The organism is Pseudomonas sp. Pseusp9 (genome assembly GCF_059491265.1).
Genome location: NZ_CP168500.1, coordinates 5,178,788 through 5,194,341, shown reverse-complemented (window position 1 = coordinate 5,194,341; position 15,554 = coordinate 5,178,788). Strand labels below are relative to the sequence as shown.

The following is a 15,554-nucleotide window of genomic DNA, read 5'->3' as shown; positions in this document are numbered from 1 at the left end:
GCTGCTCAGTCGCTGGGCAATCCAAGGCTTTGCAGGCGAGCAATCAACCTTGACTCAAGCTGATTGAGGTGAGGCAGGTTCAGTTGATGACGCCCGGCAACTTTACAGGCGTAACCCAGCAGGTAGCTGATTTCCGTGCGGCGCTGGCTGGTGACGTCCTGATGCATCGAGGAGTAGTTGGCTGCTGTGGCATGAATCACCCGTTCGACTTCCTGCTGCAGGTTTTCGGCCGCTGCCGGCTGACCGCAACGCTCAAGCAACTCCACCAGTTCGCCACACAGGGTGGCAACTTCGCAGTGATGTTGCTGCAAACCGCCGTTGCGGCAATCGTGCAGCACCGTCAGCGGGTTGATCGCACAGTTGAGGGCGAGCTTGCGCCACAGCCGGGTCAGGATTTCGGTGCTCCACTCGTGGGGGATGCCGGCAGTGCCCAGGTCGTCGAGCCAGATCGGCGCAACCGGATGGCTCGCATCCCCCAGCCAGGTGAAACCATGCCCGGCAAACACCACGCGCCAATCGCCATCGCGGAAGGCGCCTTCGGTGCTCGACGCATAGATGCAGCGTGCCTGAGGAACCTGTGCGGCCACCGCATCCTGACTGCCCAGGCCATTTTGCAGCAGGATCAGTTCGGCGCCTGGGGCCAGGCGTGACGCCACTCGCGCCACCGCACTTTCGGTATCGTAGGCTTTGCACGCCACCAGCAGGCGGTGGATCGGTTGGCTGCTGTCGGCTGTCTCGGCTGGCACGGCATAGTGTTGCGCCTCGCCGTGTTCCACCAGTGTCAATCCACCGGCCGCCTCATAGGCCTGCAGTCTCGCGGTGTCCCGCAGGATCAGCCTGACCGGCACTCCAGCCCGTACCAGACGTGTTGCCCATAAAGTGCCGAGGCTGCCGGCGCCCAGAACATGCCAGGTGGTAGACATCAGCTTTTTGCTCTGTTTAAGGCGTGCATCGGCAGCTCACAGTGAATGATGGGAAAGACCCGTTATAATCAGCGCGGATTTTAACCGCAAGCCAGGCGTGCTCCATCAGTGCGCCTTTAAATTTGGAGAGATTACATGCCGTCGTTCGACGTGGTATCCGAACTGGACAAACACGAAGTCACCAACGCGGTCGAGAACGCCGTCAAGGAACTCGATCGTCGTTATGACCTGAAAGGCAAAGGCAGCTTCGAGTTCAAGGAAAAAGACCTGACCGTCAACCTGACCGCCGAGGCGGATTTCCAGCTCGAAGCAATGATTGAGATCCTCAAGCTGGCTCTGGTCAAGCGCAAAATCGACGTGCAGTGCCTTGAAGTCAAGGACGCGTTCGCTTCGGGCAAGCTGATGAAACAGGAAGCCGTCCTCAAGGAAGGCATCGACAAGGAGCTGGCGAAGAAAATCGTCGCTCACGTCAAAGACGCCAAGCTCAAGGTCCAGGCTGCCATTCAGGGCGAGCAGGTGCGTATTACCGGCAAAAAGCGTGATGACCTGCAAGAAGCCATTGCAGTGCTGCGCGCCAAGGAATTCGGTATGCCGCTGCAGTTCAACAACTTCCGCGACTAAGCTTGAATGCGGAACTTCTTGGCGTTTGCGACGTCGCAGGCCCAGGCAACGGCAGAAACGATTGAGCCCGTCGCGGTTCAATCTTTCTGCCGCTTTTTTTTACGCATGCCGGATAGCCGGAAAAGGAGCAAGCAGATGGACTTAAATGCTGAGGTAGACAACCTGGTCAAGGTCTCCCAGACCTGGATCCCGATGATCATGGAGTACGGCAGTCGTGTACTGCTGGCGGTCATCACCCTGGCCATCGGCTGGTGGCTGATCAACAAAGTCACGAAAAAGCTCGGCGGCCTGATTGCATTGCGTAATGCCGACCTGGCGCTGCAAGGTTTCATCAGTAGCCTGGCGAACATCATCCTCAAGATCCTGCTGATCGTCAGCGTGGCATCGATGATCGGTGTGGAGACCACTTCGTTTGTCGCGGCGATTGGTGCGGCGGGCCTGGCCATTGGCCTGGCCTTGCAGGGCAGTCTGGCGAACTTCGCGGGCGGCGTGCTGATTTTGCTGTTTCGTCCGTTCCGTATTGGTGACTGGATCGAGGCTCAGGGTGTCGCCGGTACTGTCGACAGCATCCAGATTTTCCACACCGTACTGCGCACCGGTGATAACAAAACCATCATCGTGCCCAACGGCAATCTGTCGAACGGCATCATCACCAATACCAACCGTCAACCGACCCGCAAAGTAGTGTTCGACGTGGGTGTGGATTACGAAGCGGACTTGCAGAAGGCCCGTGAAGTATTGTTGGAACTGGCCAGGGATCCACGCGTATTGGCAGATCCGGCACCTCAAGCGGTGGTTTCTACTCTGGGTGACAGTTCGATCACTCTTTCGCTTCGGGTCTGGGTAAAGACGGCGGATTACTGGGATGTAATGTTCATGTTCAACGAACTGTCCCGTGATCGTTTGAAATCAGCCGGTGTTGATGTTCCTTTCCCACAGCGGGTTATTCGCGTGGTTCAGGAGTCTGCGGTGCAGTGATGGGGCATTCCATTAGTGCCTGACTTTAAAGTCAGGCGCGTACCGCAAGAGTTTCATCAGTATGCGCTGTACGGCAGACAACGAAAAAGGCCCATCCGAAGATGGGCCTTTTTTTGATTACCGCAAACTAACTTTCTGTGATTACAGAATGTTGAGCGGGTAGTCGGTGATCAGGCGGAACTCAGAGATATCGCCTTCGCCTTCGTCAGCATTGGCGGTGTGCCATGCTTGACGGATGCGGAAGGACAGATCCTTGGCTGGGCCGGATTGAATGACGTACTTGGCTTCCACGTTGGTTTCGTGGTGCTTGCCGTCTGCACCGTACAGGCCGGCGTAGGCGCTGTTCGATGGAGTGTTGGTGCCGTCGATGTTCCAGCCATTCACGTAACGGACCATGAAGCTCAGGCCAGGTACGCCGTACTCGGCCATTTTCAGGTCGTAACGGGCTTGTACCGACTTCTCGCCAGGGGCGTTGAAGTCAGAGTACTGAATGGAGTTGGCGAGGAAAATCGAGTCGCCACCACGGTTGTTGTCACCCACACCGATGTAGTCGAACGGGGTATCGCCGTTGACCTTCTGGAACGCCAGGGTCAGGGTGTGTGCTTTCAGGAACGAGTAGGCAGCGGCCAGGGAGTAGGCGGTGTTGTTGATGTCGCCTGCTTTAGCGTTACCGGTGTCGCGAGTGTTGTAGATGTTACCGTCGAAGTTGATCGAGTTGTCGCCGCCCAGTGCGAGGGTGTAGTTCGCGTTGGCGTAGTACTGGTTCCAGACGTCTTCGAGCTTGGCACCGTACAGCGATACGCTCAGGTCCGGGGTAATGCCGTACTTGCCACCGAAGTAGTCGATGGAGTTGGCAGTCACGCCAGCGTAAGTAGCGAACAGTTCGCCATCACGAGCGTTGCGGTCCTGGCTGGTTGCCGAGTAGAAGTGGCCGGCTTCGAGGTCGAGGTCAGTAACTTCGCTGCTCTGCAGTTGGATACCGCTGGCAGTTTGGTGAAGGATACGGGAACCACCTACAGCGAACACTGGAGAGGTGCTTGGCTGCATGTCGCCGATTTTCAGCTCGGTCTTGGAGATGCGGAACTTGGCGGCAGCGCCGGCTTTGCCCTGGCTGTTGTTGACTTCGCCATCAGAGTCCACGGACATGTTGCCGGAACCTGCATATTTGTCGGAACCGTCCAGCTTGATGGCCAGTTGGCCCCAGGCTTCAACGCCAACACCGATCAGACCTTGGGTGTAGCCCGAGCTGTACATGCCCTGGATGCCCTGGGTCCAGTCTTTGTCATCGACTTGGCCGTTTTTCTTGTTACGGTTGTAGTAGTAGTTGCGAACCAGCAAGTCGAGTTTGCTGTCTTCAACGAAACCTTTGGCTTCGGCCTGGTCGCTTACGAAAGGTGCGGCTACTGCCAACTGAGTACTGGCTGCTGCTGCAACTGCCAGTGCGATCATGCTCCACTTCATCACGCGCATCGTGATTTGCTCCTTTGGTTTTAGAAGAGTACTGCCGTCCCACCTGATTTATTATCTGGGCGGCTCTTTCTTTTTGTGTCGGCGCAAACTTATATCACGCCGACAATGTTGGCGATACTTGCGTATCTAACCTTTCGCCTTCTTTACGACCCTGTCGCAAACAGCGAGATAGATGTCGCAAATTTCCAGCTCCAACGCAACCGGGCTGACAACTTTAATGCTGTTTTCTGAGCCTTGGCGTCGGTAAAAAGAGTCCTGGTGAAACGTTTGAATCTCCATCGGGCTACCTTGCCACTGTCTTTTTTGCCTGAAGACCCCCGCTTCCAACGGGTGTCACATCAGGTGATGCTGGGTATGAATGCAATAAGCATGCGCAAAATCCGGCTTTGTTACATTTTTTTTAATTTAATGGTCTGGCGCTGTAAAAACCTCATGAAACCGGGGGGGTCAAGCGCGTTTAGCATGGGCTTGACGCCTTGCCTGGCATCATGTTGCACCCTTCTGGTCGACTGCCTGACAACCAAAATGTTACCGGTTCACCCCACCAGTGAGTAAATGGCGGATGTCGAAGCGTTCAGCGTAGACCCACTGTGCAGTTTTGGTGCAAAAAAATTTTCGCCCTGTACCGGGTACATCCCTGTCGGTCACTTGTCTTGCGCGAACATTTCGTTGTGGATCAGTCATTTCGGCGTTTTTTGCCGGTTGATCGGTGCTGTCATGGTGCTCGGCAGCGAAAAATGTGTCATCCGGGGGCGGGTGTCAGCGTTTCGCTTGCGCCTGAGGGCGCTGTGCAAGGTTCACCGTGAAGCGTACGCCGTTCGCAGGTATGCTGCCGTCCGGTCGCTTGGTGCGCTGTCCCTCTGGATGGGCGCTAAGCTGAAAAATGATGATCCGGCGGGAGTGCACGCAGTGTTCGCTTTAGATCCACGACTTCAACAAGACACGTTACCGATCGGGGACTTTCCGCTCTGCCGGTTGCTGTTGTCCAACGATTCGAACTATCCCTGGTTCATCCTGGTACCTCGTCGTGAGGCTATCAGTGAGATATTTCAGTTGGATGTCGCAGACCAGCAGCAGCTTTGGCAAGAGACGACGATGCTTTCGCAAGTGCTCAAGGACTCGTTCGACGCGGACAAATTGAACGTTGCGGCGCTGGGCAATGTCGTCAGCCAGTTGCACATGCATGTGATTGTGCGCAAGCGCGAAGATGCCGCCTGGCCAGCGCCGGTTTGGGGTAAGCATCCGGCAAAACCCTATGGTTCGGAGCAGGTCGCCGCCATTCGCGAACGTTTGCGCCTGATATTGACCGATGATTTTACGTTTCTGGAGGGCTGAATCATGAGCCTGGAAGAACGCGTTACCGATCTTGAAAGCCGCCTGGCCTTTCAGGATGACACCATCCAGGCATTGAATGATGTCCTGGTCGAGCAGCAACGGGTGGTCGAGCGTTTGCAACTGCAAATGGCTGCGCTGCTCAAGCGGCAGGAGGAAATGGTCGGCCAGTTCGAGTCGTTCGAAGAGGAAGCGCCGCCGCCGCACTATTGAGCGACGCGCAGGCATGAAAAAACCGCGGACAGCTCAGCTGTGCGCGGTTTTTTTTAGTGTTGAATCAGCGACGTGGCAGTGCCGCGATCACATCTTCGGCTTGCAGGCCCTTGTCACGATTCATGACGGAGAACTCCACGCGCTGGCCTTCTACCAGGACGCGGTGACCTTCACCGCGAATGGCCCGGAAGTGGACGAAGATATCGTCGCCGGAATCGCGGGAAATGAAGCCGAAGCCTTTGGACGTGTTGAACCATTTCACGGTGCCGGTATCGCGGTTGCTCATGTCGTAGCTTGGCGAAGCGGCAACGGGTGACGATTTGTAGAAGCTGATACCCAGATGCAGGGCGACAGCGATCAGGGTTGCAACCAGGCTGAACAGAACGGCGGGTTGACCGGCGATGACAGGCATCGGTGCGATCAGCGTCAGGGTTTGCAGAACTACCGCCAGAACCAGCAGGGCGCTGACCAGGTTTTGCAGTTGGTGGCGCGGACCTTTGTTCCAGTAAGGGATGACAGGCGCAAGTGTGAGATTGAGCAGGCCGAAAAAGGCCAGGTACAGCGCGTCAGGTTGTTGCAGGTAAGGTAAGGCTTCTGAGTGCAGGCTAGGGATGAAGGACAGCAGCAAGGCCGCTGCGCCTATCAGTAGATGGACGATTTTCAACATTTTGATTAACTCACGTTAAGACAGTTCACAAGGAAGAGCTGATGGCGCACGGTTCGCTTCAAAACAATAAAGAGGCGTTGGACACGTGCCCGGTATCAGCCTATGCGCCATACCGGGAAAAATAGGTGCTGGCGACACGCCGTCTATTTAACAGCAAAGCGGCAGGCTACTCAAATCAGGGCGTCCGGCGGCTCTTTTACGGAGGGTTTGCCGCAGGTTGCCCGAAGTTTCGCGGCTGGGGTAAGGCGGCAGGCTTGCTGGAGTGGTCGGGCACTCATTGCTCGACAAGGTCGGTGACGACCCTGTGGCTGACCTGCTGGCCCAGCGCATGCAGGCGTTAAAAATGCGGCCTGTATGCTTCGGGCTTTTGGTTCCTACACCATCGATACTGTGATTCTGAAGGGAGTGTCACTTCACTGCGTGGGAAATTGTACGGAGTAGGACGTTCTCCAGGGTCTGCCAAAAGTTGTTGGCTTATCCTACGTCGACGGCCATAAAGTCGTCTGGATATACCTTTGCACCTGCGTTTTTATAAGTCGGCAGACAGTTGCTCTTAATGAAACCAGGATGGCAAAGGAGTGTCAGCGTTATGGTTTATGAAAGGCAAGAAGAGGGGCGATACGGTTCGCACAGGGATGTAAGGGTTGATCCATTCGTTCGCGAGTTCGATATGGGCCTGGCCCAGCCCTTGTCCCGCTCCGTACGATTGAATGGCTTCGCCACCTGTTTGCGGCTTGAACAGGTTTATTGGGATATTTTGGGGGGATTGGCCCGGGTCAACGGTTGCTCGGTCAATAGCCTGTTATCTCATCTGGATCGCGAAGTTCACTTGCGTCACGGCGGCGTCAGGAATTTCAGTGGGTTGGTGCGGGTTGTCTGTGTCGTGCACAGCCTCAAGGAAGGAGGGTGCATCGTCACGGCCTAGTCCGGGCGGCGAAAGCAACAGAGTGTCGGCCTGTGCAGTCTTACGGCTGCACAGGCCGCATTTAATGGATATAATCCCGCTCTTTGCCGCAAAACCCTGCGTGTGCGGTAGCAATCTGATCGCCGAGACAACCTCCATGCCGATGTACGATTATCAATGTGCTTCCTGTGGTCATCAGTTGGAAGCCATTCAAAAGATCAGCGATGCACCGCTGGTCGACTGCCCTGCCTGTCAGGCGCCAGAGCTTAAAAAAATGCTGTCCATGCCGGGCTTTCGCCTCAGCGGCACGGGTTGGTACGAAACCGATTTCAAGACCGGTTCCAAGAAGAACCTGGCCGGCGGCGACAAAGCTGACTAAGGTCCTGAACCTGAGTTGAACGACACGCGCGAGCTCTTGCATCATCCCACGGCGGATGTGCCCAAGGCCTCCAACCGAATTTCGAATTACGAGAAGTGAAACCACGACCATGATGCGCAGCCATTATTGCGGCCAACTGAACGAAAGCCTGGACGGCCAGGAAATTACCCTTTGCGGATGGGTCCATCGTCGCCGTGACCACGGTGGGGTGATTTTCCTCGATATCCGTGATCGTGATGGTCTGGCCCAGGTCGTGTTCGATCCGGACCGCGCTGAAACCTTCGCCGCAGCCGACCGTGTACGCAGCGAGTACGTCGTGAAGATCACCGGCAAGGTTCGCCTGCGTCCGGCTGGTGCGACCAACGCCAACATGGCGTCGGGCATGATCGAAGTCCTTGGCTACGAACTGGAAGTGCTGAACGAATCGGAAACCCCGCCGTTCCCGTTGAACGAGTTCTCCGACGTTGGCGAAGAAACCCGCCTGCGTTATCGCTTCCTGGACCTGCGTCGCCCGGAAATGGCCGAGAAGCTGCGCCTGCGTTCGCGCATGACCACCAGCATCCGCCGCTTCCTCGACGAGAACGGCTTCCTCGACGTGGAAACGCCGATCCTGACCCGCGCCACCCCTGAAGGCGCGCGCGACTACCTGGTGCCGAGCCGTACTCACGCCGGTTCGTTCTTTGCCCTGCCGCAATCGCCGCAGTTGTTCAAGCAACTGCTGATGGTGGCCGGCTTCGACCGCTACTACCAGATTGCCAAGTGCTTCCGTGACGAAGACCTGCGTGCCGACCGCCAGCCGGAATTCACCCAGATCGACATCGAGACCAGCTTCCTCGATGAAAAAGAGATCATGGGCCTGACCGAACAAATGATCCGCAACCTGTTCAAGGAAGTGCTGGGTCTGGAGTTCGGCGAGTTCCCGCACATGACCTTCGAAGAAGCCATGCGCCGCTACGGTTCCGACAAGCCAGACCTGCGTAACCCGCTGGAACTGGTTGACGTTGCCGACCAGCTCAAGGAAGTCGACTTCAAGGTGTTCAGCGGCCCGGCCAACGACCCGAAATGCCGCATCGCCGCCTTGCGCGTTCCAGGCGGGGCAAGCATGCCGCGCAAGCAGATCGACGATTACACCAAGTTTGTCGGTATCTACGGTGCCAAGGGCCTGGCGTACATCAAGGTCAACGAGCGCGCCAAGGGCGTCGAAGGCCTGCAGTCGCCAATCGTGAAGAACATTCCTGAAGCCAACCTCAACGTGATCCTCGATCGCGTCGGTGCGGTCGATGGCGATATCGTGTTCTTCGGTGCCGACAAGGCGAAGATCGTCAGCGAAGCCCTGGGCGCGCTGCGGATCAAGCTCGGCCACGACCTGGACCTGCTGACCTGCAAGTGGGCACCGATGTGGGTTGTCGACTTCCCGATGTTCGAAGAGAACGACGACGGCAGTTTCACCGCCTTGCACCACCCGTTCACCGCGCCGAAGTGCACCCCGCAAGAGCTCGAAGCCAACCCGGCTGGCGCTCTGTCCCGTGCCTACGACATGGTGTTGAACGGTACCGAGCTGGGTGGCGGTTCGATCCGTATCCACCGCAAGGAGATGCAGCAGTCGGTGTTCCGTCTGCTGGGTATCAACGAAGCGGAACAGGAAGAGAAATTCGGCTTCCTGCTCGACGCCCTGAAATACGGTGCACCGCCGCACGGTGGTCTGGCCTTCGGTCTGGACCGTCTGGTGATGCTGATGACCGGTGCCCAGTCGATCCGCGAAGTGATCGCCTTCCCGAAAACCCAGAGCGCGGCAGATGTCATGACTCAGGCGCCGGGCCAGGTGGATGCCAAGGCATTGCGCGAACTGCACATTCGTCTGCGTGAAACGCCCAAGGCTGAGTAAGCTTGACCTGAAGGGCGCATCTCGGGATGCGCCCTTTCCTTTTAGACAGAGTTGTTCAAGACTTTTGTTTGTCGGCTGGCGCAATGCAGCGCAGCGGGCAATGTTTCAAAGAAAATTCGGAGCGAGTTATGGCAGGTCATTCCAAGTGGGCGAACATCAAGCACCGCAAAGAACGTCAGGATGCCAAAAGGGGCAAGATCTTCACCAAGTGGATTCGTGAGCTGACCGTTGCAGCCCGCCAGGGCGGCGGCGATCCGGGCTCCAACCCGCGTCTGCGTCTGGCCCTGGACAAGGCCCTGGGTGCCAACATGAGTCGCGATATCATCGACCGTGCTGTCGCTCGCGGTACCGGCGCTGCCGACACGGACGACGTGGTCGAGCTGACTTACGAGGGCTACGGTCCGGGCGGTGTGGCAGTGATGGTCGAATGCATGACCGACAACCGCAACCGCACCGCAGCCGCTGTTCGTCACGCGTTCAGCAAGTGCGGTGGCAACCTTGGGACTGACGGTTCGGTGGCCTATCTGTTCGAGCGCAAGGGGCAGATCTCCTTTGCTGCCGGCGTTGACGAAGACGCGCTGATGGAAGCAGCCATGGAAGCCGACGCCGATGACGTGGTGACCAATGAAGACGGTTCGATCGACGTTTTCACCTCGTTCGCCGGCTTCTATTCCGTGCGCAACGCTCTGGAAGCGGCGGGTTTCAAAGGTGACGACGCGGAAATCGTCATGTTGCCGACCACCAGCGCCGAACTCGATCTGGAAGGTGCCGAGAAAGTCCTCAAGCTGATCGATATGCTCGAAGACCTGGATGACGTGCAAAACGTCTATTCCAACGCGGAGATTCCCGAGTCGGTGGCCGCACAGCTCGGTTGATCCGCTTCCTTCTGTAGGAGCGAGCCCTGCTCGCGAAAAACCCGAGAGCGACGCTGATTTCAAACGTTGCGTTATCGTTAAGGTCCATCGCGAGCGAGCTCGCTCCTACAACGAGCAGCGCCCCGGCCGACGCGTTATTTCAATTTATCCGCAGGCGCTATGACTTTAATTCTTGGTATCGACCCCGGTTCGCGCATCACCGGTTACGGTGTGGTTCGTGATACCGGCCGTGGCTGTGAGTACGTCGCCTCCGGTTGTATCCGCACCGGTGCTGGCGAGCTGCATGAGCGACTGCAGATTGTCTATCGCGGAGTGCGGGAGATCATCCAGACTTACCATCCGGTAACCATGGGGATCGAAAAGGTGTTCATGGCCCGTAACGCCGATTCCGCCCTGAAGCTGGGGCAGGCCCGTGGCGCCGCGATCGTGGCAGGTGCCGAGGAGAGCCTGGAAATTGCCGAATACACCGCAACCCAGGTCAAGCAGGCGGTCGTCGGCACCGGTGCGGCCAACAAGGAGCAGGTGCAGATGATGGTCATGCACATGCTCAAGCTGACCAGCAAGCCGCAGATCGATGCCTCGGACGCCCTGGCCATTGCCATCTGCCACGCTCATACCCGTTCCAGTCTGTTGCCCCATGGTCTGGGAGCCGCACGCAGTCGTGGCGGGCGCCTGCGTCTCTGATAGCATCAGCAATCATTTTTATGCAGTGGGGGCGTTTCGCCTGGGTTGTCGGCGGTATTCCCTTGCTCTATCAGTCGCTGGCCCAGAGCTGGCCAACGCTCAAGGATTTGTAACGTGATTGGACGTTTGCGCGGCACCCTGGCTGAGAAGCAGCCTCCACATCTGATTCTGGATGTAAATGGCCTGGGCTATGAACTTGAAGTGCCCATGACGACCCTTTACCGTTTGCCGTCGGTCGGTGAACCGCTGACCTTGCACACCCATTTGGTCGTGCGTGAAGACGCACAGCTACTTTATGGTTTTGTCGGCAAGCGTGAGCGCGACTTTTTTCGTGAGTTGATCCGCCTCAACGGTGTCGGGCCGAAACTGGCGCTGGCCTTGATGTCGAGCCTGGAAGTCGACGAACTGGTTCGTTGCGTACAGTCCCAGGACACTTCGGCGCTGACCAAGGTCCCGGGCGTCGGCAAGAAAACCGCCGAACGCTTGCTGGTCGAACTCAAGGATCGCTTCAAAGCCTGGGAAACCGTACCGGCCATGTTCGCCCTGGTACCGAACCAGCCGGATGGACCCGCACCGGTGAACACAGCTGAGAATGACGCCGTCAGCGCCTTGATTTCCCTGGGTTACAAACCCCAGGAAGCCAGCAAGGCAGTGTCTGCGATCAAGGAGAAAGGTTTGAGCAGTGAAGACATGATCCGCCGTGCCTTGAAGGGAATGATCTAAGTGATTGAAGCTGATCGTCTGATCGCTGCCACGCACAGCCCGCGTGAGCGCGAAGAAGTCCAGGACCGGGCGATTCGTCCGGTCAGCCTGGCCGAATACATTGGCCAGCCGACCGTTCGCGAGCAGATGGAGTTGTTCATTCAAGCCGCTCGCGGTCGTAACGAGTCCCTGGATCACACGCTGATCTTCGGGCCACCTGGCCTGGGCAAGACCACCCTCGCCAACATCATTGCCCAGGAAATGGGGGTGTCGATCAAGAGCACCTCGGGGCCGGTGCTGGAGAGGCCTGGTGACCTGGCGGCGCTGTTGACCAACCTTGAGCCTCACGATGTGCTGTTCATCGACGAAATCCATCGTCTGTCGCCCATCGTCGAGGAGGTGTTGTACCCGGCCATGGAGGATTTCCAGCTCGACATCATGATCGGGGAGGGGCCGGCCGCGCGTTCGATCAAGCTGGATCTGCCGCCGTTCACCCTGGTTGGCGCCACGACGCGGGCGGGGATGCTCACCAACCCGTTGCGTGACCGTTTCGGGATCGTCCAGCGCCTGGAGTTCTACAACAACGCCGATCTGTCGACCATTGTCAGCCGCTCGGCAAGCATCCTTGGTTTGCCGCTGGATCCGGAGGGCGCCTTCGAAATCGCCCGCCGTGCCCGTGGCACGCCACGGATTGCCAACCGGCTGCTGCGCCGGGTGCGCGATTACGCTGAAGTCCGCGCCAAGGGGCATATCACCAAGCCGATCGCCGACCTCGCGCTGAACCTGCTGGACGTCGACGAGCGCGGTTTCGATCACCAGGACCGGCGCCTGTTGCTGACCATGATCGAGAAATTCGACGGCGGGCCGGTCGGGGTCGACAGCCTGGCCGCCGCCATCAGCGAAGAGCGTCACACTATTGAAGACGTGCTGGAGCCGTACCTGATCCAGCAGGGCTACATCATGCGCACGCCACGGGGGCGGGTGGTGACGCGTCATGCCTACCTGCATTTCGGTTTAAACATTCCGTCACGATTGGGCGAAATGCCCGTGGCAGACGAGTTCCTCGATGCCAGTGACGATTAATTAACGTTGCGTGCTGATTTTTTCGGGCAATGTAGGGTCCCAGGACCGTACTTTCGCGAGAAAGCCGCAGATCAATGAAAAACAGTTGCCTGGCCGGATTGGCAACCTGAGGAGTAAGCACTAGAGTATGCGCGCGCAAAACGGGCTTGAGCCTTTCGCACATCGTTGTCGCGTTTATTACGAGGACACCGATGCGGGCGGCATCGTGTATTACGTCAATTACCTCAAGTTTATGGAACGGGCTCGAACCGAGCGGCTACGAGATCTGGGCTTTGCCCAATCGCAGCTGGCAGGGGAGGACCTGTTGTTCGTCGTGCATTCCAGCGAAGCGCGCTACCACGCGCCGGCGCGACTGGACGACGAGCTTTTGGTAAGCGCTGAAGTAATCGAATTGAACCGTGCCAGCCTGCGCTTCAAACAACAGGTCAGGCGGGCAACGGATAATGCACTGCTCTGCGAAGGGCAGTTTTTGGTGGCCTGTGTGCGCACCGACAGTTTGAAACCCCGGGCCATTCCCGAAGCTCTACGAGCGGCCTTTGCCGACGTGAGCGGCGCGGGTACACACTCAAAGCAGGAGATAAAGCGTGGAAGCTAACGTCGTCGACCATTCCTCCATGTGGAGCCTGGTCAGCAATGCCAGTATCGTGGTGCAACTGGTAATGCTGACCCTGGTAGCCGCATCGGTGACCTCGTGGATCATGATCTTTCAGCGCAGCAACCTGCTGCGCGCCGGTCGACGTGCCCTGGAGAGCTTTGAAGAGCGCTTCTGGTCGGGTATCGACCTGTCCAAGCTGTACCGTCAGGCCGGCAGCAACCCGGACCCTGATTCGGGTGTCGAGCAAATTTTCCGTGCCGGCTTCAAGGAGTTCTCCCGTCTGCGCCAGCAGCCAGGCGTTGATCCGGAAGCGGTCATGGAAGGCGTGGCCCGTGCCATGCGCGTCGCCATTTCCCGCGAAGAAGAAAAGCTCGAGCAGAGCCTGCCCTTCCTGGCCACCGTCGGTTCCGTCAGCCCGTACATCGGTCTGTTCGGTACCGTCTGGGGGATCATGAACTCCTTCCGTGGTCTGGCAACCGCCCAGCAAGCGACCCTGGCCACTGTGGCCCCGGGTATCGCCGAAGCACTGATCGCCACGGCCATCGGTCTGTTTGCCGCGATTCCAGCCGTTATCGCTTACAACCGTTTTGCTGCTCGCAGCGAAACCCTGCTGGGCCGCTACTACACCTTCGCCGACGAGTTCCAGGCGATCCTGCACCGCAAAGTGCACACCAGCGAAGAATAAGCAGGTAATTACCAATGGCTTTAATCGCTCGAGCTCGCAAAAAGCGCAAGCCGGTCGCCGAGATGAACGTGGTGCCTTACATCGACGTGATGTTGGTGCTGCTGGTCATCTTCATGGTGACCGCGCCGATGCTCAATCAGGGCGTGAAAGTTGATCTGCCCAAGGTTTCCAGCGAAGCCTTGCCGCAGGACAACAACACCCAGGTCCTGACCATTTCCATCAAATCCGACAAGACCTACTACTGGAACCTTGGCAGCGAAGTCGACACAGACAAGCAGCAGGACCGGGCCATGACGTTGCCGCAGATGACCGACGCCGTGACCAAGATCATTCGCGTCGGCAATGAAAACGGCAAACACACCCAAGTCTTCATTCGCGGTGACAAATCCGTCGATTACGGCTCCGTCATGGGGGCCATGGGCGGGTTGCAGAAAGCCGGGGTCGGTAATGTTGGCTTGATTACCGAGGCGCCCTGATGCAGCAACAGCGAGAGCCGTCCGCCTCGGAAAGCTACTTCTGGCCTAGTGTCTGGGCGATTGGCTTGCACGTGCTGGTGTTCGGCATGCTGTTCGTCAGTTTTGCCTTTACCCCGGAGCTGCCGCCGGCCAAGCCGATTGTCCAGGCGACCTTGTACCAGCTGAAATCGAAAAGTCGGGCGACCACCCAGACCAATCAGAAGATTGCCGGTGAAGCGCAGAAATCCGCTGCGCGTCAGACCGAAGTCGAGCAGATGGAACAGAAAAAGGTCGAGCAGGAAGCGGTGAAGGCTGCGGAACAAAAGAAAGAAGAGGCAGCTCAAAAGGCCGAAGAAGCCAAGAAGGCCGACGAAGCCAAGAAAGCGGACGAGGCGAAAAAGGCTGATGAAGCCAAGAAAACCGACGACGCGAAGAAAGCCGCGGAAGCCAAGAAGGCAGAAGAGAAACAATTGGCTGATATAGCCAAGAAGAAAGCGGAAGAAGAAGCCAAGAAGGCTGCTGAAGAAGAGGCCAAGAAAGCGGCCGCTGAAGAAGCCAAGAAAAAGATCGTCGAAGACGCGAAGAAGAAAGCCGCGGAAGACGCCAAGAAGAAAGCTGAAGCTGAAGAGGCGAAGAAGAAAGTCGCCGAGGAAGCGAAGAAGAAAGCTGCTGCAGATGCTGCGAAGAAGAAATCGCAGGATGCGGCGCGTAAATCCGCCGAAGACAAAAAGGCTCAGGCCCTGGCAGATTTGCTTTCCGACACGCCGCAGCGTCAGCAGGCCTTGGCCGATGAGCAGGGTGACGAAGTCGCCGGCAGTTTCGATGACCTGATTCGTGCTCGTGCAGCAGAAGGCTGGGCTCGTCCACCTTCGGCACGCAAAGGCATGACGGTCGTGTTGCAAATCGGCATGTTGCCGGACGGTACGGTGACTTCGGTCAGTGTGGCCAAGTCCAGTGGTGATGGTCCGTTTGACGCCTCGGCTGTAGCGGCGGTGAAGAATATTGGACGTTTGACAGAAATGCAGGGAATGAAGCCGAGTGATTTCGCTCCGTATCGTTCATTCAAGATGACATTCACACCTGAGGATCTAGCCTTGTGAGAA

Annotated in this window: 18 protein-coding genes; 15 read left to right on the top strand and 3 right to left on the bottom strand. The window is 57.6% G+C overall.

The genetic code is table 11. The features are described 5' to 3' along the window. Window positions 1-5: 5 nt before the first annotated feature. The gene (locus tag ACEN8E_RS23670) at window positions 6-923 is read right to left on the bottom strand and encodes a putative 2-dehydropantoate 2-reductase (protein WP_495590081.1); all 918 of its coding nucleotides are present in this window, start codon (window positions 921-923) and stop codon (window positions 6-8) included. A 135-nt stretch (window positions 924-1,058) separates the two neighbouring features. Between ACEN8E_RS23670 and ACEN8E_RS23665 the strand changes: the two genes are divergently transcribed. Continuing rightward, complete coding sequence (locus ACEN8E_RS23665; protein WP_007977344.1) at window positions 1,059-1,544, top strand: YajQ family cyclic di-GMP-binding protein; 486 nt, start codon at window positions 1,059-1,061, stop codon at window positions 1,542-1,544. A 135-nt stretch (window positions 1,545-1,679) separates the two neighbouring features. After that, complete coding sequence (locus tag ACEN8E_RS23660) at window positions 1,680-2,522, top strand: mechanosensitive ion channel family protein (RefSeq protein ID WP_495590080.1); 843 nt, start codon at window positions 1,680-1,682, stop codon at window positions 2,520-2,522. Between the two features lie 141 nt (window positions 2,523-2,663). On the opposite strand, the gene ACEN8E_RS23655 is transcribed toward ACEN8E_RS23660, so the two are convergent. Continuing rightward, window positions 2,664-3,992, bottom strand: coding sequence for an OprD family porin (locus tag ACEN8E_RS23655; protein ID WP_495590079.1), 1,329 nt, complete (start codon window positions 3,990-3,992; stop codon window positions 2,664-2,666). 909 nt (window positions 3,993-4,901) lie between these two features. Between ACEN8E_RS23655 and ACEN8E_RS23650 the strand changes: the two genes are divergently transcribed. Both ACEN8E_RS23650 and ACEN8E_RS23645 read left to right on the top strand, forming a co-directional pair. Next, a complete protein-coding gene (locus ACEN8E_RS23650) occupies window positions 4,902-5,327 on the top strand; it encodes an HIT domain-containing protein (RefSeq protein ID WP_495593383.1) in 426 nt (141 codons plus the stop codon). 3 nt (window positions 5,328-5,330) lie between these two features. Next, complete coding sequence (locus ACEN8E_RS23645; protein ID WP_023966910.1) at window positions 5,331-5,537, top strand: SlyX family protein; 207 nt, start codon at window positions 5,331-5,333, stop codon at window positions 5,535-5,537. A gap of 64 nt (window positions 5,538-5,601) precedes the next feature. On the opposite strand, the gene ACEN8E_RS23640 is transcribed toward ACEN8E_RS23645, so the two are convergent. Next, the gene (locus tag ACEN8E_RS23640) at window positions 5,602-6,204 is read right to left on the bottom strand and encodes a cold-shock protein (protein ID WP_495590078.1); all 603 of its coding nucleotides are present in this window, start codon (window positions 6,202-6,204) and stop codon (window positions 5,602-5,604) included. Between the two features lie 589 nt (window positions 6,205-6,793). Here ACEN8E_RS23640 and ACEN8E_RS23635 point away from each other — a divergent pair. The 11 genes from ACEN8E_RS23635 (at window position 6,794) to tolA (ending at window position 15,551) form a co-directional block, all read left to right on the top strand. Then, complete coding sequence (locus tag ACEN8E_RS23635; RefSeq protein WP_495590077.1) at window positions 6,794-7,129, top strand: ribbon-helix-helix domain-containing protein; 336 nt, start codon at window positions 6,794-6,796, stop codon at window positions 7,127-7,129. A gap of 136 nt (window positions 7,130-7,265) precedes the next feature. Beyond that, the gene (locus ACEN8E_RS23630; RefSeq protein ID WP_007977333.1) at window positions 7,266-7,487 is read left to right on the top strand and encodes an FmdB family zinc ribbon protein; all 222 of its coding nucleotides are present in this window, start codon (window positions 7,266-7,268) and stop codon (window positions 7,485-7,487) included. Window positions 7,488-7,596: 109 nt separating this feature from the next. Further along, window positions 7,597-9,372, top strand: a complete 1,776-nt coding sequence (gene aspS / locus ACEN8E_RS23625; protein ID WP_102670359.1) for an aspartate--tRNA ligase — start codon at window positions 7,597-7,599, stop codon at window positions 9,370-9,372. A gap of 128 nt (window positions 9,373-9,500) precedes the next feature. Continuing rightward, the gene (locus ACEN8E_RS23620) at window positions 9,501-10,247 is read left to right on the top strand and encodes a YebC/PmpR family DNA-binding transcriptional regulator (protein ID WP_007995641.1); all 747 of its coding nucleotides are present in this window, start codon (window positions 9,501-9,503) and stop codon (window positions 10,245-10,247) included. A 159-nt stretch (window positions 10,248-10,406) separates the two neighbouring features. Further along, the gene (gene ruvC, locus ACEN8E_RS23615) at window positions 10,407-10,931 is read left to right on the top strand and encodes a crossover junction endodeoxyribonuclease RuvC (RefSeq protein ID WP_008015799.1); all 525 of its coding nucleotides are present in this window, start codon (window positions 10,407-10,409) and stop codon (window positions 10,929-10,931) included. Window positions 10,932-11,045: 114 nt separating this feature from the next. Beyond that, a complete protein-coding gene (gene ruvA / locus ACEN8E_RS23610) occupies window positions 11,046-11,654 on the top strand; it encodes a Holliday junction branch migration protein RuvA (protein WP_007995640.1) in 609 nt (202 codons plus the stop codon). After that, window positions 11,655-12,716, top strand: a complete 1,062-nt coding sequence (gene ruvB, locus ACEN8E_RS23605) for a Holliday junction branch migration DNA helicase RuvB (RefSeq protein WP_495590076.1) — start codon at window positions 11,655-11,657, stop codon at window positions 12,714-12,716. Window positions 12,717-12,843: 127 nt separating this feature from the next. Continuing rightward, window positions 12,844-13,311, top strand: coding sequence for a tol-pal system-associated acyl-CoA thioesterase (ybgC, locus tag ACEN8E_RS23600; protein WP_085714501.1), 468 nt, complete (start codon window positions 12,844-12,846; stop codon window positions 13,309-13,311). Then, window positions 13,301-13,996, top strand: a complete 696-nt coding sequence (tolQ, locus tag ACEN8E_RS23595) for a protein TolQ (protein ID WP_007995636.1) — start codon at window positions 13,301-13,303, stop codon at window positions 13,994-13,996. The genes ybgC and tolQ overlap by 11 nt, the downstream gene beginning before the upstream one ends. Before the next feature lie 23 nt (window positions 13,997-14,019). Further along, the gene (gene tolR, locus ACEN8E_RS23590) at window positions 14,020-14,472 is read left to right on the top strand and encodes a protein TolR (RefSeq protein WP_162130292.1); all 453 of its coding nucleotides are present in this window, start codon (window positions 14,020-14,022) and stop codon (window positions 14,470-14,472) included. Then, window positions 14,472-15,551 carry a cell envelope integrity protein TolA gene (gene tolA, locus ACEN8E_RS23585; RefSeq protein WP_495590075.1) on the top strand — a complete coding sequence of 360 codons (1,080 nt, stop codon included), beginning with the start codon at window positions 14,472-14,474 and terminating at the stop codon, window positions 15,549-15,551. Before tolR ends, tolA begins: the two co-directional genes overlap by 1 nt. The last annotated feature ends 3 nt before the right edge of the window (window positions 15,552-15,554 follow it).

What these genes read in the sequence shown, in the direction of transcription:
- ACEN8E_RS23670 (WP_495590081.1), bottom strand. Translation starts at nt 923, where the DNA reads ATGTCTACCACCTGGCATGTTCTGGGCGCCGGCAGCCTCGGCACTTTA.
- ACEN8E_RS23665 (WP_007977344.1), top strand. Translation starts at nt 1,059, where the DNA reads ATGCCGTCGTTCGACGTGGTATCCGAACTGGACAAACACGAAGTCACC.
- ACEN8E_RS23660 (WP_495590080.1), top strand. Translation starts at nt 1,680, where the DNA reads ATGGACTTAAATGCTGAGGTAGACAACCTGGTCAAGGTCTCCCAGACC.
- ACEN8E_RS23655 (WP_495590079.1), bottom strand. Translation starts at nt 3,992, where the DNA reads ATGCGCGTGATGAAGTGGAGCATGATCGCACTGGCAGTTGCAGCAGCA.
- ACEN8E_RS23645 (WP_023966910.1), top strand. Translation starts at nt 5,331, where the DNA reads ATGAGCCTGGAAGAACGCGTTACCGATCTTGAAAGCCGCCTGGCCTTT.
- ACEN8E_RS23640 (WP_495590078.1), bottom strand. Translation starts at nt 6,204, where the DNA reads ATGTTGAAAATCGTCCATCTACTGATAGGCGCAGCGGCCTTGCTGCTG.
- ACEN8E_RS23635 (WP_495590077.1), top strand. Translation starts at nt 6,794, where the DNA reads ATGGTTTATGAAAGGCAAGAAGAGGGGCGATACGGTTCGCACAGGGAT.
- ACEN8E_RS23630 (WP_007977333.1), top strand. Translation starts at nt 7,266, where the DNA reads ATGCCGATGTACGATTATCAATGTGCTTCCTGTGGTCATCAGTTGGAA.
- aspS (WP_102670359.1), top strand. Translation starts at nt 7,597, where the DNA reads ATGATGCGCAGCCATTATTGCGGCCAACTGAACGAAAGCCTGGACGGC.
- ACEN8E_RS23620 (WP_007995641.1), top strand. Translation starts at nt 9,501, where the DNA reads ATGGCAGGTCATTCCAAGTGGGCGAACATCAAGCACCGCAAAGAACGT.
- ruvC (WP_008015799.1), top strand. Translation starts at nt 10,407, where the DNA reads ATGACTTTAATTCTTGGTATCGACCCCGGTTCGCGCATCACCGGTTAC.
- ybgC (WP_085714501.1), top strand. Translation starts at nt 12,844, where the DNA reads ATGCGCGCGCAAAACGGGCTTGAGCCTTTCGCACATCGTTGTCGCGTT.
- tolA (WP_495590075.1), top strand. Translation starts at nt 14,472, where the DNA reads ATGCAGCAACAGCGAGAGCCGTCCGCCTCGGAAAGCTACTTCTGGCCT.